Source organism: Providencia sp. PROV269, from assembly GCF_028477785.1.
GTDB classification, from domain to species: Bacteria; Pseudomonadota; Gammaproteobacteria; order Enterobacterales; family Enterobacteriaceae; genus Providencia; species Providencia rettgeri.
In genome coordinates this window covers 433129-452906 of the sequence record NZ_JAMPLV010000005.1, presented here as the reverse complement: position 1 = coordinate 452906, position 19778 = coordinate 433129, and the positions used below count along the sequence as shown (strand labels likewise).

Annotated in this window: 17 protein-coding genes and 4 tRNA genes; 16 read left to right on the top strand and 5 right to left on the bottom strand. The window is 43.1% G+C overall.

The window, feature by feature from the left end; genetic code table 11:
* Positions 1–20: 20 nt before the first annotated feature.
* The 16 genes from wzzE to PR683_RS10040 all read left to right on the top strand — a co-directional run bounded on the left by wzzE (position 21) and on the right by PR683_RS10040 (position 14108).
* On the top strand, positions 21–1079 hold the full coding sequence (gene wzzE, locus PR683_RS10115) for an ECA polysaccharide chain length modulation protein (protein ID WP_004907286.1): 1059 nt from the start codon (positions 21–23) through the stop codon (positions 1077–1079).
* A 97-nt stretch (positions 1080–1176) separates the two neighbouring features.
* Positions 1177–2307, top strand: coding sequence for a non-hydrolyzing UDP-N-acetylglucosamine 2-epimerase (gene wecB, locus PR683_RS10110; RefSeq protein ID WP_109912166.1), 1131 nt, complete (start codon positions 1177–1179; stop codon positions 2305–2307).
* Positions 2304–3566, top strand: a complete 1263-nt coding sequence (wecC, locus tag PR683_RS10105) for a UDP-N-acetyl-D-mannosamine dehydrogenase (protein WP_272581781.1) — start codon at positions 2304–2306, stop codon at positions 3564–3566. Before wecB ends, wecC begins: the two co-directional genes overlap by 4 nt.
* A complete protein-coding gene (rffG, locus tag PR683_RS10100) occupies positions 3557–4630 on the top strand; it encodes a dTDP-glucose 4,6-dehydratase (protein ID WP_196719583.1) in 1074 nt (357 codons plus the stop codon). Before wecC ends, rffG begins: the two co-directional genes overlap by 10 nt.
* An 8-nt stretch (positions 4631–4638) precedes the next feature.
* On the top strand, positions 4639–5520 hold the full coding sequence (gene rfbA, locus PR683_RS10095) for a glucose-1-phosphate thymidylyltransferase RfbA (protein ID WP_110731575.1): 882 nt from the start codon (positions 4639–4641) through the stop codon (positions 5518–5520).
* Positions 5498–6238 (top strand): dTDP-4-amino-4,6-dideoxy-D-galactose acyltransferase, encoded by a 741-nt coding sequence (gene rffC / locus PR683_RS10090; protein ID WP_164529252.1) that lies wholly within the window; start codon positions 5498–5500, stop codon positions 6236–6238. Before rfbA ends, rffC begins: the two co-directional genes overlap by 23 nt.
* Positions 6225–7355, top strand: coding sequence for a dTDP-4-amino-4,6-dideoxygalactose transaminase (rffA, locus tag PR683_RS10085; RefSeq protein WP_272581780.1), 1131 nt, complete (start codon positions 6225–6227; stop codon positions 7353–7355). The genes rffC and rffA overlap by 14 nt, the downstream gene beginning before the upstream one ends.
* A complete protein-coding gene (gene wzxE, locus PR683_RS10080) occupies positions 7355–8605 on the top strand; it encodes a lipid III flippase WzxE (RefSeq protein WP_004907309.1) in 1251 nt (416 codons plus the stop codon). The genes rffA and wzxE overlap by 1 nt, the downstream gene beginning before the upstream one ends.
* Positions 8602–9684: a TDP-N-acetylfucosamine:lipid II N-acetylfucosaminyltransferase gene (locus PR683_RS10075; RefSeq protein WP_004907311.1), complete on the top strand. Its 1083-nt coding sequence runs from the start codon at positions 8602–8604 to the stop codon at positions 9682–9684. The genes wzxE and PR683_RS10075 overlap by 4 nt, the downstream gene beginning before the upstream one ends.
* Positions 9681–11036, top strand: coding sequence for an ECA oligosaccharide polymerase (gene wzyE, locus PR683_RS10070; protein WP_004907313.1), 1356 nt, complete (start codon positions 9681–9683; stop codon positions 11034–11036). Before PR683_RS10075 ends, wzyE begins: the two co-directional genes overlap by 4 nt.
* A 9-nt stretch (positions 11037–11045) precedes the next feature.
* The gene (gene wecG, locus PR683_RS10065; protein WP_109912161.1) at positions 11046–11813 is read left to right on the top strand and encodes a lipopolysaccharide N-acetylmannosaminouronosyltransferase; all 768 of its coding nucleotides are present in this window, start codon (positions 11046–11048) and stop codon (positions 11811–11813) included.
* A gap of 291 nt (positions 11814–12104) precedes the next feature.
* The gene (gene thrP / locus PR683_RS10060) at positions 12105–13481 is read left to right on the top strand and encodes a bifunctional threonine/serine APC transporter ThrP (protein WP_109912160.1); all 1377 of its coding nucleotides are present in this window, start codon (positions 12105–12107) and stop codon (positions 13479–13481) included.
* Positions 13482–13648: 167 nt separating this feature from the next.
* Positions 13649–13725 (top strand) — tRNA-Arg (locus PR683_RS10055).
* Between the two features lie 79 nt (positions 13726–13804).
* Positions 13805–13880: transfer RNA gene (locus PR683_RS10050), tRNA-His, on the top strand.
* Positions 13881–13895: 15 nt separating this feature from the next.
* Positions 13896–13981: transfer RNA gene (locus tag PR683_RS10045), tRNA-Leu, on the top strand.
* 50 nt (positions 13982–14031) lie between these two features.
* Positions 14032–14108, top strand: a tRNA-Pro gene (locus tag PR683_RS10040).
* Positions 14109–14918: 810 nt separating this feature from the next.
* On the opposite strand, the gene PR683_RS10035 is transcribed toward PR683_RS10040, so the two are convergent.
* The 5 genes from PR683_RS10035 to hemC all read right to left on the bottom strand — a co-directional run bounded on the left by PR683_RS10035 (position 14919) and on the right by hemC (position 19629).
* Positions 14919–15146 (bottom strand): hypothetical protein, encoded by a 228-nt coding sequence (locus PR683_RS10035; protein ID WP_004906084.1) that lies wholly within the window; start codon positions 15144–15146, stop codon positions 14919–14921.
* Positions 15147–15464: 318 nt separating this feature from the next.
* A complete protein-coding gene (gene hemY / locus PR683_RS10030) occupies positions 15465–16658 on the bottom strand; it encodes a protoheme IX biogenesis protein HemY (RefSeq protein WP_004907317.1) in 1194 nt (397 codons plus the stop codon).
* 2 nt (positions 16659–16660) lie between these two features.
* Complete coding sequence (gene hemX / locus PR683_RS10025) at positions 16661–17929, bottom strand: uroporphyrinogen-III C-methyltransferase (protein ID WP_272517411.1); 1269 nt, start codon at positions 17927–17929, stop codon at positions 16661–16663.
* Positions 17930–17932: 3 nt separating this feature from the next.
* On the bottom strand, positions 17933–18688 hold the full coding sequence (locus PR683_RS10020) for a uroporphyrinogen-III synthase (RefSeq protein ID WP_004907326.1): 756 nt from the start codon (positions 18686–18688) through the stop codon (positions 17933–17935).
* Positions 18685–19629, bottom strand: coding sequence for a hydroxymethylbilane synthase (gene hemC, locus PR683_RS10015; RefSeq protein WP_004907329.1), 945 nt, complete (start codon positions 19627–19629; stop codon positions 18685–18687). The genes PR683_RS10020 and hemC overlap by 4 nt, the downstream gene beginning before the upstream one ends.
* Positions 19630–19778: the final 149 nt, after the last annotated feature.

Here is a 19778-nt window from a genome sequence, read left to right as displayed (position 1 = left end):
GAAAATAGAGGTTCTGTGCAGTGAATAACTCAGAAACACAACCGAGTCAGCATCAATCGCCAATAGAGCCGGAATTGGATATCCGTGGTTTATGTCGCTCATTGTGGCAAGGTAAAATTTGGATCGTTGCATTTGCCGTTATTTTTGCTGCAATTGCCTTGGGAGCGTCCTATTTTATGCAGCCTAAGTGGAGTGCGACAGCAATTACGGATTTACCAACCGTCAATAATCTGGGAAGTTATTATTCTCAGCAGCAGTTTCTGCGCAACCTCGATTCCCGTATTAATAATACGGGACAAGAAGGGCAATTACCGACAATTGCAAAAGAAGCTTATCAAGAATTCACAAAGCAGCTCGGCTCTTATGATACACGTCGTCAGTTTTGGCTAACTACGGATTACTATAAGCAGCGCTTAGAGAATGACCCTAAAGCAGATGCCGCATTATTGGATGAGCTCATTAACGATATTGAGTTTACGCCAGCAGATGAAGTCAAAAATTTAACCGATAGCATTAAATTAGTGGCGGAAACATCCGCAGATGCGAACCAGCTATTACGTCAATACACTCAGTTTGCTAACCAACGTGCCACAACTAATCTTAACGATGAAATTAAAGGTACTTGGGCAACGAAGATGCAATCCATGAAAGCATTGGTTAAACGCGAAGATATGGTGGCAAAGGCCGCTTACGAACGACGTTTAAACGCGCTGGAGCAAGCACTAAAAGTTGCTGAAAAACAAGGTATTGTACGTAATCAAAGCGCAACACCTGTGGATGAAATTCCAGATTCTAAAATGTTTATGTTAGGTGCCCCTTTATTACAAGCACAGATTGAAACATTGAAAGCAACCGGGCCCGATCACGACAGTGATTACGACCAAAATATTGCCATGTTATCAACATTGAGCGTAGGGCCCACCCTCCAAGATAATTTTCAAGCATATCGCTATTTACGAACTCCAGAAGAGCCTGTTAAACGCGATAGTCCTCGTCGAGCCTTTATGATGGTTCTGTGGGGAGCCATAGGGATGTTAGTAGGTGCCGGAGTGGTACTTGCTCGCCGCCGCCCATCTTGATTTTGGGATAAGCCACTGGTGAATTCATCAGTGGCATATAAAGTTATTAAGATTACAAAAGCAGCTCACTGCGAAAGATAAATATAAGAGAGTCACTGTGAAAGTATTGACTGTATTCGGCACACGACCTGAAGCCATTAAAATGGCACCACTGGTTCATGCATTGGCTGGGGATGCAGACTTTGAAGCCAAAGTCTGTGTTACAGCGCAGCATCGTGAAATGCTAGATCAAGTACTGAAACTGTTTGAGATCACGCCAGATTACGATCTCAATATTATGAAACCAGGGCAAGATTTAACGGATATCACTTGTCGTATTCTAGAAGGGTTGAAAAGCGTTTTTGCTGATTTTCAACCGGATGTTGTTCTCGTTCATGGCGATACAGCGACAACGATGGCAACTAGCCTTGCGGCATTTTACCATCGTATACCCGTTGGGCACGTTGAAGCTGGGTTACGTACCGGAGACCTGTATTCTCCATGGCCTGAGGAAGCAAATCGTAAAATTGCAGGGCATTTAGCGATGTACCACTTTGCCCCAACCGAAAATTCACGCCAAAATTTGTTAAAAGAATCAATCCCTGACAGCCATATTTTTGTCACCGGTAATAGTGTGATTGATGCGTTATTGTGGGTACGTGATAAAGTCATGAGCGACCAGTATATGATGGAAAAACTGGCCGCAAATTATCCGTTTATCGACTCAAATAAAAAAATGATTTTAGTCACAGGCCACCGTCGTGAAAGTTTCGGTGGTGGCTTTGAACGTATTTGTCATGCTTTGGCAGAAATTGCACAAGCGCATCCAGACGTGCAAGTTGTCTACCCTGTTCACTTAAATCCAAATGTGAGTGAACCTGTTAAGCGTATATTGCATGATATTGATAATATTATTTTAATTAGCCCTCAAGACTACCTACCGTTTGTTTATTTGATGAACCATGCTTATTTGATTCTAACAGACTCAGGTGGTATTCAAGAGGAAGCGCCTTCTCTCGGTAAACCTGTTTTGGTGATGAGGGATACCACAGAACGACCTGAAGCTGTTGATGCAGGTACTGTTCGTCTTGTGGGAACAGATACACAAAAAATTGTGAAAGAAGTTAATCGGTTACTGACAGATGACGCGGAATATCACGAAATGAGCCGCGCACATAACCCATATGGGGATGGTCATGCTTGTCAGCGTATTCTTGCAGCATTGAAAAGTAATCAGGTGAAATTATGAGTTTTGAAACTATTTCTGTTATTGGCCTTGGTTATATCGGTTTACCAACAGCAGCCGCCTTTGCATCACGTAAAAAACAAGTGGTTGGTGTCGATGTGAACCAACATGCCGTTGATACTATTAATCAGGGAAAAATCCACATTGTGGAGCCAGAACTGGATATCGTGGTCAAAAAAGCGGTTGAAGAAGGCCACCTGAAAGCCTTTACTAAGCCACAACCTGCGGATGCTTATCTGATTGCTGTGCCTACCCCATTTAAAGGCGAGCACGAACCTGATCTCGCCTATGTGCGTGCAGCCGCAGAATCCGTTGCTCCCGCGCTGAAGAAAGGCGATTTAGTCATTCTTGAGTCGACATCGCCAGTAGGTACAACAGAGCAAATGGCCGAATGGATGGCCGCAGCTCGTCCTGATTTAACTTTCCCTCATCAAGCTGGCGAAGATGCAGATATCGATGTGGCATACTGCCCTGAGCGTGTGTTACCGGGCCAAGTGATGGTCGAATTAATTAAAAATGACCGTGTTGTTGGTGGTATGACGCCAAAATCCTCTTTGCGCGCAAGTGAGCTATACAATATTTTCCTTGAAGGTGAGTGTGTAATTACTAACTCAAGAACCGCGGAAATGTGTAAGTTAACGGAAAATAGCTTCCGTGATGTGAATATTGCTTTTGCGAATGAATTATCATTAATTTGTGCTGAGCAAGACATCAATGTGTGGGAATTAATCAGCCTCGCGAACCGCCATCCACGTGTTAACATTTTGCAGCCAGGTCCGGGTGTTGGCGGGCACTGCATCGCGGTTGACCCATGGTTTATCGTCGCACAAAATCCAAAACAATCACGCCTTATTCATACCGCTCGTTTAGTCAATGATGGCAAACCAATTTGGGTTGTTGATCAAGTAAAAGCGGCTGTAGCCGATTGCTTAGTGGAAACGGGTAAAAAAGCCAGTGAAGTGACAATCGCCTGTTTTGGCCTGTCATTTAAACCCAATATTGATGATTTACGTGAAAGCCCAGCGATGCACATCACCAAAATGGTGGCGAACTGGAACCCAGGTAAAACGTATGCAGTTGAGCCACACATTCACGAATTACCAACCTCTTTAAAAGGTATTTCTGAGCTAGTTTCGATTGAAAAAGCCGTTAATGAAGCGGATGTGATCTTAATGTTAGTTGACCACAATATGTTCAAAGGCATCCAAGGTTCTGCAATCCCACAAAAATGGGTTGTGGATACAAAAGGAGTATGGCGTTGAAACGCATTTTAATCACTGGAGGCGCCGGGTTTATCGGCTCTGCTGTTGTTCGTCATATTATTGAAAATACTGACGACAGCGCAGTGGTTCTGGATTGTTTAACCTATGCAGGTAACTTAGAGTCCCTCGCAACGGTTGCGAGCAACCCGCGCTATGCTTTTGAGCAGGTGAATATTTGTGATAGAGCTGCATTAGATGCCGTTTTTGAAAAATATCAACCCGATGCAGTGATGCATTTAGCGGCAGAAAGCCATGTTGACCGCTCTATCGATGGTCCAGCGGCATTTATCGAAACGAACATTGTGGGCACTTACACACTGTTAGAGGCGGCACGCTATTACTGGTCCGCATTGAATGATGAGAAAAAAGCAGCTTTCCGTTTTCATCATATCTCAACAGATGAAGTATATGGTGACTTAGAAGGACCTGATGGTTTCTTTACAGAAACAACGCCTTATGCACCAAGTAGCCCATATTCAGCATCGAAAGCATCGAGTGATCATTTAGTTCGTGCTTGGCAAAGAACTTATGGCCTGCCAACGATGATCACTAATTGTTCAAATAACTACGGGCCGTATCATTTTCCAGAGAAATTGATCCCATTAATTATTTTGAACGCCTTAGCGGGTAAGCCTCTGCCTGTTTATGGTAAAGGTGAGCAAATTCGTGACTGGTTGTTTGTTGAAGACCATGCACGAGCACTACATTTAGTTGCTACAACCGCGCAACCTGGCACCACCTATAATATCGGTGGCCATAATGAGCGCCGTAATATTGACGTTGTAGAAACGATTTGTGAACTGCTTGAAGAGCTACGTCCGCAAAAGCCTGAAGGTGTGGCGCACTACCGTGACTTAATCACGTATGTGAAAGACCGGCCGGGCCACGATATGCGTTATGCGATTGATGCTGCGAAAATTGAGCGCGAATTGGGGTGGACGCCACAAGAAACCTTCGAATCAGGTATTCGCAAAACGGTGCAGTGGTATTTGAACAATGAAACGTGGTGGCGTCGCGTACAAGACGGTTCCTATGCGGGCGAACGTTTAGGTCTAGGAAATTAGGTGACAGTATGAAAGGTATTATATTAGCTGGAGGGTCGGGAACGCGTTTGCATCCTATTACTCGCGGTATTTCTAAACAGTTATTGCCTATCTACGATAAGCCGATGATTTACTACCCGCTTTCAGTTTTGATGTTAGCGGGAGTTCGTGAGATTTTAATTATCTCTACCCCTGACGACTTGCCGATGTTTAAACGTTTATTAGGGGATGGCCATGAGTTTGGGATTGAGCTGAGCTATGCGGAACAGCCATCACCAGACGGCCTTGCGCAAGCGTTTATCATTGGTGAAGAGTTCATTAATGGTGATTCATGCTGTTTAGTATTGGGCGACAATATCTTTTTCGGCCATTCATTTAGCCCAAAATTGAAATCTGTCGCTGAGCGCACAAAAGGCGCAACCGTTTTTGGTTACCAAGTGATGGACCCTGAGCGCTTTGGTGTTGTGGAATTTGACGATAATTTTAAAGTACTGTCTATTGAAGAAAAACCGCTTAAACCTAAATCCAATTGGGCGGTGACAGGGTTGTATTTCTATGATTCACAAGTGGTTGAATTTGCAAAACAAGTTAAACCTTCTGAACGCGGTGAATTAGAAATTACGTCAATTAACCAAATGTATTTAGAACGTGGTGAATTAAACGTTGAATTGCTCGGTCGTGGCTTTGCTTGGTTGGATACAGGCACTCACGATAGCCTCATTGAGGCGGGTACTTTTGTACAAACCGTTGAAAAACGCCAAGGCTTCAAAGTGGCTTGTTTAGAAGAAATAGCATGGCGTAATGGCTGGTTGACAGACGAACAAGTCGCTTTTTCAGCGCAACAGCTGAAAAAAACAGGTTATGGGCAATATTTAGAGGATTTATTACGTGTCCGTCCACGCCAGTATTGAGAGCTTGCCATGGGAGAGCGAATTTTTTCATCGCTCAACAGCAAAGTTGAATTTTACAGGGGATAATCTCGAAACTCTCCTTGCTTATCAAATGGATGAATACGATATCGTGCAAGCAAAAGTCGCAGCGTCTGAAACGCAGCTGATTGATGATTTAGCTGGTATGGGGTTTTCATTTGTTGAAGGTGAAATCGATTTCGCTCTTACTATTGGCACAGAAAATGCTTATTTAAAGGCTGGTTTAACAGCGGAAGACCACGTTATTGTTGCACAAGTGGATGATATCCCTACGTTGCGGCAAGCCGCTGAGTCTGTCTTTAGCAAAAGCCGCTTTAGAGCACCTTGGTACCGTGATGGTGATAGCGGGCAGTTTTATGCGTTGTGGATAGAAAAATCAGTTCTGGGTACGTTTGACCACACTTGTTTACTGGTTAAAGATGCGTCTGGTGCGGTATTGGGCTTCGTGAGTTTGCGGCACCTTGATGCAGAAACGGCACGGGTTGGCCTACTAGCGAAAATGCCAGAAGCGAAAGGGCAAGGTGTGGGGCGTAAGTTGATGTCAGCAGCATTTAATTGGTGTGTGGAACACCAAAAAAGACAGTTAAATGTGGCCACGCAAATCAGTAATGTTGCTGCATTAAATCTTTATTCACGTAGCGGTGCAGCAATTGCCAGTACCGCCTATTGGTTATACAGGGGACAACATGATTCCATTTAATAAACCACCCGTTGTAGGTACTGAATTAGAGTATATGAGACAAGCCATGGAAAGTGGCAAACTGTGTGGTGACGGTGGCTTCACGAAACGTTGTGAAGAATGGATGGAAAAACGATTTAATTGCCCAAAAGTGCAGTTAACGCCATCTTGTACGGCCTCATTAGAAATGGCAGCGATCCTGATTGATGCTAAGCCAGGTGATGAAATTATCATGCCAAGCTTTACTTTTGTATCGACCTCTAACGCATTCGTATTACGTGGCGCTAAAATCGTGTTTGTTGATATCCGTCCGGATACCATGAATATCGATGAAACTAAAATTGAAGCTGCAATCACTGAGCGTACACGTGCCATCGTTCCTGTCCACTATGCAGGTGTTGCTTGCGAAATGGACACCATCATGGCTATCGCAAAAAAACACAATTTATTCGTGATTGAAGATGCGGCGCAAGGTGTGATGTCGACGTATAAAGGCAAAGCACTGGGGACTATCGGCCACATTGGCTGCTATAGCTTCCATGAAACTAAAAACTACTCTTCAGGCGGTGAAGGTGGAGCTACGCTTATCAATGATAAAGACCTGATTAGCCGTGCCGAAGTGATCCGTGAAAAAGGGACAAATCGTAGCCAATTTTTCCGTGGTCAAGTCGATAAATACACGTGGCGTGATATCGGCTCAAGCTACTTGTTGTCTGATTTGCAAGCGGCTTACTTATGGGCGCAGTTAGAAGAAGCAGACAAAATTAATGACCGCCGTTTACTACTATGGAAACGTTATGATGAAGCGTTGCAGCCACTGGTTGATGCAGGGCGTTTAGTCCTAGCAACTGTGCCGGAAGGCTTAAAACATAATGCTCATATGTTCTATATCAAACTCAAAGATATCGAAGAGCGTACTGAATTCAACGATTACATGAAATCTCATGGTATTTTGACGGTATTCCACTACGTTGCATTGCACACGAGCCCTGCAGGTATTGAGTTTGGCCGTTTCCATGGTGAAGATAAATACACGACATCAGAAAGTGACCGCTTAGTGCGTTTACCGATGTTCTACAACATGACTGATGACGAGCAGCAGACAGTCATTGAGCGAATCAAAGCGTTCTTTGCCTAATGTCTCTCGCTAAAGCATCGGTTTGGACTGCTGGGTCTACCCTGATTAAAATCGGGGTGGGCCTGTTAATTGTTAAATTATTTGCAGTCTCATTTGGCCCCAGCGGTGTGGGGCTGGCGGGTAACTTCCGCCAATTGATTACTGTACTAGGGGTATTATCAGGTGCAGGAATTTTCAATGGCGTCACAAAATATGTAGCAGAGCACCACCAAGACTCACAAAAATTACGTGCAGTACTGGGAACTTCATCGACGATTATTCTTGGGTTTTCAGCGCTACTTGCGCTTATCTTTTTGCTTTGCAGTGCGCCAATCAGCATGGCGTTATTTGATAGCGAAAAATACAGTTCGGTTATTCAAATTGTTGCCTTAATTCAAATGGGTATCGCGTATGCGAACTATTTTTTGGCTATTTTGAAGGGTTACCGAGACGCATCAGCAAACGCATTAGCCATTATTTTTGGTAGTGTAATTGGTGTAATTGCTTATTATTTATGCTATCTAGTTGGCGGGTATGAAGGTGCATTAGCAGGGTTAGCATTAGTCCCTGCGCTAGTGGTACTGCCTGCGGCTGGGATGATAATTAAACGCAAGCAATTTGCGTTATCGTCATTGAAGCCAGCATGGGACAAAGCGATTGCGACTAATTTAGGCAAATTTACGGTCATGGCGATGCTAACCGCAGTCACACTGCCAGTCGCTTATATCATGATGCGAAATCTGCTCGCCCAAACCTATAGTTGGGATGAAGTGGGGTTATGGACCGGTGTGACCACCATTTCAGATGCCTATTTGCAGTTTATTACCGCGACATTTTCAGTGTATTTATTGCCGACGCTATCGCGTTTGCAGCATAAAAATGAAATTTCCGCAGAGATTGTTAAGGCATTGAAATTTGTTTTACCTGCCGTTGCCGTTGTGAGTTTTACGGTTTGGTTACTACGTGATTTTGCGATTTGGTTGCTGTTCTCAAAAGAATTTACCGGAATGAGAGACCTGTTTGCATGGCAGCTAGTCGGTGATGTATTGAAAGTGGGGGCGTACGTATTTGGCTATTTGGTCATTGCCAAAGCCGCATTGCGTTTTTATGTCCTCACTGAAGTTAGTCAGTTTATATTATTAACGGGCTTTGCGCATTGGCTTATCCCTGAACATGGTGCAGTAGGCGCAACTCAGGCTTATATGGCCACTTATATTGTCTATTTTACTTTATGTTGTTGCGTATTTTTGATTTACCGTAGGCGAGCATGACAACCTTAATACATGTACTGGGATCGAATCTCCCACACCACAACCAGACGGTACTGACGTTTTTTAATGACGTCATTTGCCAAGAAATGGCTCCGTCATCAAAGCCGCATTTTATGGTGGTAAGCGATGATGCGCAGCTTGCTGACGCTTATCCTCAGCTAAAAATAGATGTTTTTGCGAATAAACAGGCCATTGCTAATAGTGTTATACAGCGTGCCAAGGCAGACCGCCGTACTCGCTTTTTCTTTCATGGGCAATTTAACGCCCCTATTTGGCTAGCACTATTATTTGGGCAAATTAAATCCCACCAGTTTTGGTGGCATATATGGGGAGCTGACCTCTATGAAGAGTCTAGCGCTCTAAAATTTAAGTTATTCTATATTTTGCGTCGTTTAGCGCAGAAAAAAGTAGGGCATGTGTGTGCAACACGTGGGGATTTGTGCTATTTCCACCAGTCGAACCCTAAAGTGCCTGCGTCAGTGTTGTATTTCCCAACACGAATGGACCCTGCATTGACAATAAGCGAGCCTAAGGTACGTGAAGGCTCTCAATTGACTATTTTACTGGGTAACTCAGGTGACCGTTCTAATCGCCATGTAGAGGCTCTGAGTGCGATTAAACAGCAATTTGGTGATGAGGTTAAGGTTATTGTCCCTATGGGCTATCCTGCCAATAACCAAAGTTATATCCAACAAGTTGAACAGGCTGCGAGTAGTGAGTTTACCTCAGGACAAGTGGAAATCCTGAAAGAGCGCATGGAATTTAGCGAGTACCTTAATTTGCTCAAAACCTGTGACCTTGGCTATTTTATTTTTAATCGCCAGCAAGGTGTTGGCACCGTTTGTTTGCTAATCCAATTTGGCATTCCATTTGTAATTAGCCGTCAAAACACCTTTTGGCAGGATTTAACTGCTCAAAATGTCCCAGTCTTTTTCTATGGTGACAACCTGACGACACCGCTAGTGGATGAAGCTCAGCGCCAAATGAGCCTATTAGATAAACACCATATTGAATTTTTTGCTCCCAACTTTATTGAGGGCTGGAAAGCCGTTCTCAGTGCCGTGGAGGAGCGAGCATGACGCTGACGGAATTGGGCGGCTTAGCACTGGTCTACCTGATATCAATTATTTTTATTGGTACTTTGTTATACAAAGAGTTTTTACGGGCTCGGTTTAACTTCAATATTTTCTTTTCCATGCTGTATTTATTGACGTTTTACTTTGGTTTCCCATTAACCTGCGCGTTAGTTTTTCAATTTGATGTTGCCGTTGTGAAGGCTGATTATTTACTTTACGCTCAACTAGCAGCGACTAGTTTTTATGCGATTTATTATGTTGCCTATAAAACTCGACTTTCTAGGCAACCAGACGCACCACGGCGTGCGTTGTTTAGCATGAACAAAGTGGAAACGAATCTAACCTGTCTGTTATTGATACTGGTTGCAGTCGTGACAGTAGGTATCTTTTTCATGCAGAACGGTTTTTTGCTATTTAAGCTAAAATCCTATAGCCAAATTTTCTCCAGCCAGGTTTCTGGCGTGGCATTAAAACGCTTTTTCTATTTCTTCATACCGGCAATGTTGATTGTTTATTTCTTGCGACCAACACAGAAACGCTGGATTTTCTTCCTCGTTAGTACCGTCGCATTTGGTTTCTTGACCTATGTTATTGTCGGAGGAACGAGAGCGAACATCATCATTGCTTTCGCACTCTTCTTATTTATTGGGATTGTCAGAGGTTGGATTACGCTGTGGATGCTAGCCGCGGCTGGGGTCGCCAGTATTGTAGGGATGTTCTGGTTAGCCTTAAAACGCTATGGCTTAGATGTCAGTGGTGCTGAAGCATATTACACTTTCTTGTATTTAACGCGGGATACATTCTCCCCGTGGGAAAACTTAGCATTACTACTAAGCCATTATGATGAGATGGATTTTCAAGGTCTAGCTCCGATTATCCGTGACTTTTATGTTTTCATTCCTTCTTGGGTTTGGCCTGAACGCCCAGACACGGTATTGAACTCTGCCAATTATTTTACGTGGGAAGTACTGAACAACCATTCTGGGCTGGCAATTTCTCCAACACTGATTGGTTCATTGGTGGTGATGGGCGGAGTGATTTTTATACCCCTCGGAGCTATAGTTGTGGGGCTTATCATCAAATGGTTTGATTGGATCTATGGCATGAGCCTGAAAGAACCAAATCGCTATAAGGCAGCCATTATGCAGGCATTTTGTTTTGGCGCCATTTTCAACATTATTGTTTTGGCTCGTGAAGGCGTGGATTCTTTCGTCTCACGGGTGGTTTTCTTCTGCTTAATATTCGGACTGTGTCTGGTGTTAGCAAAATTACTGTATTGGTTATTTGAAAGTGCAGGGCTTATTCGCACAAAAACAGCTTCTTTTTTAAGAAGCCAACAGCGTGAAAGCCGCTAAAGGAGTATCATGGAATCGTCATCAACTCAGTCTTCATCCGTTACACAGTCATCTATTCCACAATATAGTATTCGTGGTCATAATATTTGGGGTTTTAAAAATATGGCCCATTTTTTAGACTATTTATTTGCTGGTGGAGAAACAAAAACGGGAACACTTGTTGCGATTAATGCAGAAAAAGTGATGATCGCTGAACAAGATACGGCTTTAAATACATTACTAGGCCAAGCTGAATATTTATATGCTGACGGAATTAGTATTGTCCGTGCTATCCGTCGTAAATACCCACAAGCTGAAGTTTCTCGTGTCGCTGGTGCTGACTTATGGGAAGGGCTAATGGAAAGGGCCGGTAAAGAAGGCACGCCAGTTTTCTTAGTGGGTGGTAAACCCGAGATTCTAGAGCAAACAGAAAGCAAACTACGCTCGCAGTGGAATGTGAACATTGTTGGCTCGCAAAACGGCTATTTTACCGCTGAAGACCGAAGCGCATTATTCGAACGTATTCGCGCAAGTGGCGCTAAAATTGTCACCGTTGCGATGGGGTCGCCGAAACAAGAAATTTTTATGCGGGATTGCCGAAGTGTGTATCCAGATGCGTTATATATGGGCGTTGGTGGGACTTATGATGTGTTTACAGGGCATGTTAAACGCGCCCCGAAAGTGTGGCAAAACTTAGGTCTAGAATGGTTATATCGCTTATTATCTCAACCTTCCCGTATTACTCGACAGTTTAAATTACTGAAATTTTTAGGCTACTATTACGGTGGTAAGCTGTAGTTTTTGTAGTAGTTTGATTTATATTGTTATTTTCAATGAATTTAACTCACTGTAAGTAGGATTAACAGGCTTACTTACAGTTCGCACGGTTCCGAATAGCTGGTCTCTTCCTTCAAATATTTCTATAATCCCTCAAAAATAAGTATGTTCGCATCAGTTTGTGCTCAATCTTGCGGCTATGGCATTTTTTTAATCGCCTAATTGATACTTTTCGAATAATTGCAGTGATTATTACTAACTGAGTTTCAATTAAAACTGCATTTTAATTATCTAATTTTGACAGGGGTATGTATGGGAAATCCACAGCAGGGGCTTCAACGTGGGTTAGAAGCGCGCCATATCGAGCTTATCGCGCTCGGGGGAACCATTGGCGTTGGTTTATTTATGGGGTCGGCCAGTACGCTGAAATGGGCGGGGCCTTCGGTTTTACTGGCATATATCATCGCCGGGATTTTTGTTTTCTTCATTATGCGTTCAATGGGGGAAATGCTATTTCTTGAGCCTGTAACGGGTTCTTTTGCTTCATTTGGTTATAAATACTTAAGTCCGTTTTGGGGGTGCCTGACTGCTTGGGGCTACTGGTTTATGTGGGTGGCTGTTGGTATTTCAGAGATCACTGCGATTGGTGTATATGCCGAATATTGGTTCCCTGATGTGCCTCAATGGATTTTTGCCATTATCGCGGTGGTATTAGTGGCATTAGCGAACTTAGCCGCTGTACGGCTGTATGGCGAGCTTGAGTTTTGGTTTGCCATGATCAAAGTCACTACGATTGTGGTGATGATTTTAATTGGTTTAGGGCTGATTTTTTTTGGTCTGGGTAATAACTTTGAGCCGATTGGGCTTGCAAATCTCACTGAACATGGCGGTTTCTTTGCCGGGGGCTGGAAAGGCTTTTTATTTGCTTTGTGTATCGTTGTGGCCTCTTATCAAGGGGTTGAGCTGGTTGGGATCACCGCGGGTGAAGCGAAAAATCCGCAAGTCACGTTAAAAAAAGCGATCAATAATATTTTATGGCGCATATTAATTTTTTATGTAGGTGCTATTTTTATTGTTGTGACGCTATTTCCGTGGACGGAAGTGGGTTCACAAGGTAGCCCGTTTGTCCTTACCTTTGCGAAAGTGGGAATTGTGTCCGCAGCGGCGGTAATTAACTTTGTGGTGTTAACTGCGGCGTTATCTGGTTGCAATAGTGGCATGTATAGTGGCGGGCGCATGCTGTACGCTTTAGCACAAAATAAACAATTGCCTCGCTCATTATTGAAATTAACAAAAAATGGCGTACCGGCACGTTGCGTGGGCTTTACTATCCTATGCTTAGTCGCGGGATCAAGCTTGAATTACATTATACCGAATCCAGAGAAAGTCTTTGTTTATGTCTATAGTGCGAGTGTGTTACCAGGAATGGTGCCTTGGCTGGTGTTATTGACTAGCCAAATCCGTTTTCGTCAACAAAACAAAGAAAAACTTGTAGGGCATCCTTTCAAATCGATTCTTTTTCCATGGGTTAACTATGCGACCTTGCTCTTTTTAGCCTGCGTCTTGATTGGAATGGCGATTAACCCAGATACTCGCTTATCTTTAATCGTTGGAGCCATCTTCTTAGGGGGTGTTTCTCTCCTTTATTTCATCATTCGCCTGTTCAATAACCGTAACGGAAAAGTTTAACGTCAAAGTTTTGATAGATTTTTATTAGGTGCATAGCGAAAAAGAGGGTAAATATGCTCTCTTTCTCAACGAAATGGATAAAAGGCAAGCAATCGATATTTTTATTTCAAAAAGGACTAGACAGCGGGAGGATAAATCCGTACTATCCTCTCCCGCAACGGCGTTAAGCGCCCGTAGCTCAGCTGGATAGAGCGCTGCCCTCCGGAGGCAGAGGTCTCAGGTTCGAATCCTGTCGGGCGCACCAGTTTTAGCGCTTCGCTACGGTTGGCAAAATGACGTTGTATGTAGTAATATAGCAACGCTTTGAAAAAAGTGAAGTTATGGTGGCTATAGCTCAGTTGGTAGAGCCCTGGATTGTGATTCCAGTTGTCGTGGGTTCGAGTCCCATTAGCCACCCCATTTTTTTGTGACATTGCGAGGGTGGCGGAATTGGTAGACGCGCTAGCTTCAGGTGTTAGTGTCCTATGGACGTGGGGGTTCAAGTCCCCCCTTTCGCACCACGAAGAAATGTAATAGTACTATTCACTATTAATAAGTACTATAAAAATTTCGGCGAGTAGCGCAGCTTGGTAGCGCAACTGGTTTGGGACCAGTGGGTCGGAGGTTCGAATCCTCTCTCGCCGACCAATTTAAAGAAACCCGTCTTAATCGACGGGTTTTTTGCGTTTTATACTCTTCACTCTTCACACTTCAAACCGTAGCGTTATTGGCTTCGTTCATCTACCCAAATCACATACTTATTCGTACTCATCGGAATATCTTTACTTGCCACTTAGCCATAACTTGAATTGCTTAGAGTATACTCGGGGGCGTTTCTTCAATGAATGACAGGGGTATGGTTAATTGCTTGTTTTTATTTGTAATTTAGCAGCTTATCTTACTTGTGTCGTAAAATAGATACAACCCATCATATCAATGTCGTCAAAAGGTGACACTTTACTAGTTGATTTATAAGGAAATATAAATAACTGTTTTATGATGTCTCTAAACTGCGACAAAATAGAGTGGTAAGTTTCGGGCAACATATTAGTGAATTTTTTAAAGATAGAGCGGTTTACTACCAAGAAGAAAAATAGTTGTGTAAAACCGAGGGATAGGAAAGAAACCAAAAGAGTGAGCTAAAAAAATACCGTTTTAAAAAAGTTGGCACGTATTGTGCATTATTGTATATGTAGATGCTCATCTCACTTCTTATGACAGCGAAGCTTCATAAACCCAGAGATGACGCAAAGCCGATTATCGGTGCCTATTGTCCACTTTAGATGATCAAGAGCTCATCCTCTTACCATTAACGAACGGGCGAAACGTTGAGTGAGGCACCATCCGTCTGTAGACCTGATTGTATTTTACACCTGCCTTGTGCAGGTGTTTTTTTTTGTCTGTACAAAACACTTAGCCCCCTAGAAAATGACTAAGAGGCTGAAAATAAGATAGCTATTAGCTTCTACCTTTACTAAACCATTTACTGAACCAGCGAGTAATATAGGTATAGCAGAGGATAATGAATGTAATAATGAAAATGTCTTTACTAAGATCTTCGGTATTAAAACCAATAATCATAATAAAAACAAAAGGTGATAATACTAACAGCAGAAGATCAAAGAATATTTGTAAACGGTTTGGGGTTGCAATAATCCAGCGCCAAATAGTTTTAATTACATTCATATCGATATCCCTAATTCATGCAAAGCAAAGATGTATATAAAGCTTTATACACTATGTGTTTATTTTATAACATAGCGAAGTGTGTTTTCCTTATCCTTAAATAATGATTATTGATTAAACATTGAATTATTTACCTGCAATGTTGCCAATTATAAACCTCATATTTTCCTTTTATGATGATTTAATACGATTAACGCGATGTATTTAAATTGTTTTTACGTTTTTATTGGGGAAGGTCAGATTAGTCGCCGTTAAGCTTATGAATAAAAAAACTCCACCAAAATGAGTGGAGTTTTTAGATGAGGCCAAACAAGAATATTATTTCCGTTCTTGTTTTAATGAATGGTTTAATGCATCTTGGCGAATTTTTGCGGCATCGCTAGGCTTATGCTGCCGGTCAAAAGCATCAGCTAACCATGATGCATCTTGTACATCAAAACGTTGAGCTAAAGCGGCTTTAAAGTAATTTTCAGCTTTGTCCCATTGGGCATGCTGTAGCGATAAAACGCCTAATGTACTGTTAAGTAACGGGGTGGCACCGTTCTGCTTCTGCAGATGTAAAAGGGTTTTTTCTATAACTTCAGGGCGTTCGCTATTCAGTTTTGGCACCAACAGGATCAAGCGTTCATCATATTGCTGTTTTAAACCGTCAATAATCATTTTTTCTGCACTTGCAGTATCGCCACATTCAATCAAATGCTCTGCTAAGAAAGCTTGCAATGCGGTTTCATGACGAACTCGGCGAGGTTGTGCTTTCCACCAAGCTTTTAGCCCATCACTACCTCCTTCAGCCATATATTGGTTCATCAACCCTTTGTAAGCCTTTAATTTCAATGCATCGAGCTCATCTTCATTGTGTAACTGTACTTTAGCCATGACAGGAAGTAATTCAATCAGCGACTGATAGGCGCCTGAGCGTAAGTAAGCTTGTTCTGCTAGGCGCAGCACCTCAGGGTGCCTTGGAGCTTTGTCGAGAAGTTTATCAATGCCATTACGGGCAGCATGGACTTCTCCTTCCGCTAATTGGATACGGACACGGCTGATATCAACGGGGAGCTGGTCACTTCCTGCGGCTTCGGCAGCTCTATCCAAGTATTGGTGAGTGCGATATTCATCACCACGCTGTTGAGCAGCTTCGGCTGCCATGAGGTAGTTAATAACCGGCTGTTGAGAAAAATCAGCATGTTTGCTCATTAATTTTTCAACTTGCTCGAAATCACCTTCTGCTAATTTCAGCAGCGCTTTTTGTGTTTGGGTATGTGCTTTGTGGTATTTACGACCACTTACCCAACCTCGGGTACGTGATGTCGTGCTGATAAAGCGGCGGTAGCACCAACCAAGGAATAACAGCACAAACTGGAGCAAGATAAAGCCCAAAACGAGGCTGGTTACACTGGTCGTAATGTCATAATTATCTGTACGGATAAAAACATAACCTTGGTGACCAGCTAATAATGGGCCTAAGATTATCCCTGCAATAAGTACTATAAATAGGATCAAGACTTTTATCATAATTACCCCCTATTGCCAGCAGGCTCTGCTGATTCAAAAGGGTGTGCATTGTCAGCTGACTCCGCTTTTTGCGTATCCGTGGCGGGAACTGCGGCATCTGCTGCGGCTTCTGTTGGCGCTTCAGTTGCATCCGCTGCGGCATCAACGGCACCATCGCTAACTTTTGCATTGTCAGACGACTGAGAAAGTAAGCTACGAACCCGTGTTTGCATGATTTTTTCTAGCTTTTCTTGGCTTTCTAAAGTATCAGGCATATCAATATCAATCGGCTGATTGATTAGGTCATCAATGGTTGATAGAAAAGCTTTAGTTTCAGGCGCCTCAGTATCAAAATAGGCTCTTACCCAAGTCGAAGCCTGCTCTAATGACTGTTTGTAAGTGGCTTCTTGATAACGTGGCACGGCTTGTGCTGCGATTAATAGTTGAGAGCGAATGTTTTCTCGTAGATAAATATCCTGATTTGGAGCTAAAAGCGGGGCTTCTGAGCCATCACGAGCGCGTACGGTGACGAAGTCATTTGCGAAACTTTTCCAGCTACGAGCCAAATTTTGTTTCCAATCCGAAATATCCTCGCTGACATCCGCGTTATCTTCATTTTTCGCATCGCCGCTGTTTAAATCCGCTAAACGTAAGTTGTCCACTTCATTACTGAGCTGGTTTAAACGTAAGATAATACCGTCATAGTCAATTTGATTGATTGCGGCTAATTTAGCCATATCACTGTTAATTGATTTACGAATGTCGAGTAGGCTCGGGTCATTCATTTCGGCTAAACTTGAGTCAGCACTTTTTAATAGAACCGCTGCGGTCACAGGGTCGCGATCATTCCACAGCTTTCTTCCCGCCATTTTAACCATAAAGTCAGCTTGTGCGAGAAGCCAACTTTTAACATCAGCGCTGGATAATGCCGTGACGTGCGCTTGTAGCTCTTGCATGCGACGGTTGAGATTCTCTTCATATTCACGAGAATGGCTTTTTATTTCAGTATTAGCCGCAACTAAAGCGTTTAACCGTTGCCTGTCTGAATTTTGCTGTTCGATTAAATCACTTAATTTTTGTTTTAATTCATTGTTTTCATTTACTAAAGTGGCAGTGCTTTGTTGGGTGAAATAGTATAATCCGCCACCAATAGCGATGATAATAGCAATAGCAATTACACCGCCTATTAGACCAGAACGTTTTTGCTCCGAAGAAGGTTTAGTTTTTGGGCGCTGTTGTTCTGCACCAGCTTCTGTGGTAACCGTCTCAGTTGTTTTATCGTGTTCCGTCATAAATTAGCATCCCATATCGATTGAAATTAATGCTTCTAATAAAGCATTATTATCTGCGCTATTAGCTACACAGACCTTTTGCCATCCGCCTCTGCGGGCTTGGTCTGCAATCCGTTCACTGACGACAAGTAGGCGGCGGGAAAACCACCAAGTTTGGTATTCTTCAGTGATTAATTCGTCTAACAAGGCTAACATTTGACCACTCGTGATCACAACATCTGTAATACCCGTTTGAAACCATTGCTGATTGAACAGGGCTCTATCATAGTAAACAGGATGCCTTGTATAACATTCACAATAGCTGACTTTTGCGCCCCTAGCCCTTAATGTTGATGCGAGAAGCTCTCGTCCGCCATTTCCTCGTAATAATAGAGCGTTTTTCCCTTCGAGAAATTGAAGTTCAGGGTGTGTCAGTAGTACTTCACTGGTTTCACCTTGTTCAGCCCAACTTATGTTTTTTCCTGTTACTTGTTGAAAATACTGCCCTGTAGAGCGGCCAATTCCATAGTAAGATAACTTATCTGACCAGCTACGCGCCATTTGTTCAAGTGTTAAATTTGCATATTCGACTGCATTTTTAGATAAAAGAAAGACTAAATCATTCGCAGTAAGGCTATCAAGTTGAGGTATAAGGGTATTTAACTCAGCGCCAGGCCCAATGCGAATTAAAGGAGAGGAGAAGGCTTCCCCCCCTTTGGCGGTGATTGCTGTGATCAGCTCCGAACCTGCTGGTTCAGGGCGAGTGACAAGCACCTTCATGCAGGCGGGTTTCCTTGGTAAACATCCGCCAGAATTTCCCTTGCACCACGCTCAAGTAATTCTTCAGCCAATGATACACCCGCTTGATTAGCTTCACTCGGAGAAACGAGTCGTTCCCCTCGAATAATCACACTACCGTCTGGCGCTCCTACCAAGGCCCGTAGCCATATTTTGTCATCTTGCCAAATAGCGTAACTGCCAATCGGAACTTGGCAACCGCCTTCAAGGCGCATATTCATTGCTCGTTCAGCCAGAACACAGGTTGATGTTGAGTCATTATTGAGTTTCGCGAGTAATTCGCGGGTTTTACTATCATTTAAACGGCATTCGATACCGACAGCACCTTGGCCAACTGCAGGTAAGCATTGCTCAGGTGCAAGAGCCGTTTTAATTCGAGTGTCTAACTCCAAGCGTTTTAACCCAGCAACGGCTAAAATAATGGCATCATATTCACCGTTATCTAATTTTGATAGGCGTGTACCTACGTTACCACGTAAGTCGCGAATGACTAAATCAGGGCGGAGTTCCCTTAATTGGCATTGACGACGTAAACTCGATGTTCCGACGATACTGCCTTTTGGCAATGCATCAAGATTATCGTAGTGGTTTGAGACAAAGGCATCTCGAGGGTCTTCACGTTCACAAATCGTGACTAATCCTAAGCCTTCAGGGAATTCAACAGGGACATCTTTCATCGAGTGAACGGCAATGTCTGCGCGTCCTTCCAACAAGGCAAGTTCTAATTCTTTGACGAATAAACCTTTCCCGCCGACCTTAGCAAGAGGGGTATCAAGAATGATGTCGCCTTTTGTCACCATAGGCACTAATTCAACCTGTAAGCCCGGGTGAAGCTGCTCTAATTTATCTTTGACAAAGTGCGCTTGCCATAGGGCTAAAGGGCTTTTGCGCGTCGCAATACGCACGATATTTGTTGATGTCATTTTACTGTTTTCTCTGGCTAAGAATGCCGCAGATTAACCATACAATTGGCATTAGTTTTAACATGTTAAGGATATTTTTTCCAGCTGGGTGCAAAACCGCGCTCTGAATTGTTTATAGCCGATTTACTTTTTCTACCATGATGCAAGAA

Bases quoted from the DNA above. Each gene is read 5' to 3' on its own strand.
- wzxE (WP_004907309.1), top strand. From the start codon at position 7,355: ATGTCTCTCGCTAAAGCATCGGTTTGGACTGCTGGGTCTACCCTGATT.
- PR683_RS10020 (WP_004907326.1), bottom strand. From the start codon at position 18,688: ATGAAGGTGCTTGTCACTCGCCCTGAACCAGCAGGTTCGGAGCTGATC.
- hemC (WP_004907329.1), bottom strand. From the start codon at position 19,629: ATGACATCAACAAATATCGTGCGTATTGCGACGCGCAAAAGCCCTTTA.
- rfbA (WP_110731575.1), top strand. From the start codon at position 4,639: ATGAAAGGTATTATATTAGCTGGAGGGTCGGGAACGCGTTTGCATCCT.
- hemX (WP_272517411.1), bottom strand. From the start codon at position 17,929: ATGACGGAACACGATAAAACAACTGAGACGGTTACCACAGAAGCTGGT.
- rffG (WP_196719583.1), top strand. From the start codon at position 3,557: ATGGCGTTGAAACGCATTTTAATCACTGGAGGCGCCGGGTTTATCGGC.
- wecC (WP_272581781.1), top strand. From the start codon at position 2,304: ATGAGTTTTGAAACTATTTCTGTTATTGGCCTTGGTTATATCGGTTTA.
- wzyE (WP_004907313.1), top strand. From the start codon at position 9,681: ATGACGCTGACGGAATTGGGCGGCTTAGCACTGGTCTACCTGATATCA.
- PR683_RS10035 (WP_004906084.1), bottom strand. From the start codon at position 15,146: ATGAATGTAATTAAAACTATTTGGCGCTGGATTATTGCAACCCCAAAC.
- wecG (WP_109912161.1), top strand. From the start codon at position 11,046: ATGGAATCGTCATCAACTCAGTCTTCATCCGTTACACAGTCATCTATT.
- PR683_RS10075 (WP_004907311.1), top strand. From the start codon at position 8,602: ATGACAACCTTAATACATGTACTGGGATCGAATCTCCCACACCACAAC.
- rffA (WP_272581780.1), top strand. From the start codon at position 6,225: ATGATTCCATTTAATAAACCACCCGTTGTAGGTACTGAATTAGAGTAT.
- thrP (WP_109912160.1), top strand. From the start codon at position 12,105: ATGGGAAATCCACAGCAGGGGCTTCAACGTGGGTTAGAAGCGCGCCAT.
- hemY (WP_004907317.1), bottom strand. From the start codon at position 16,658: ATGATAAAAGTCTTGATCCTATTTATAGTACTTATTGCAGGGATAATC.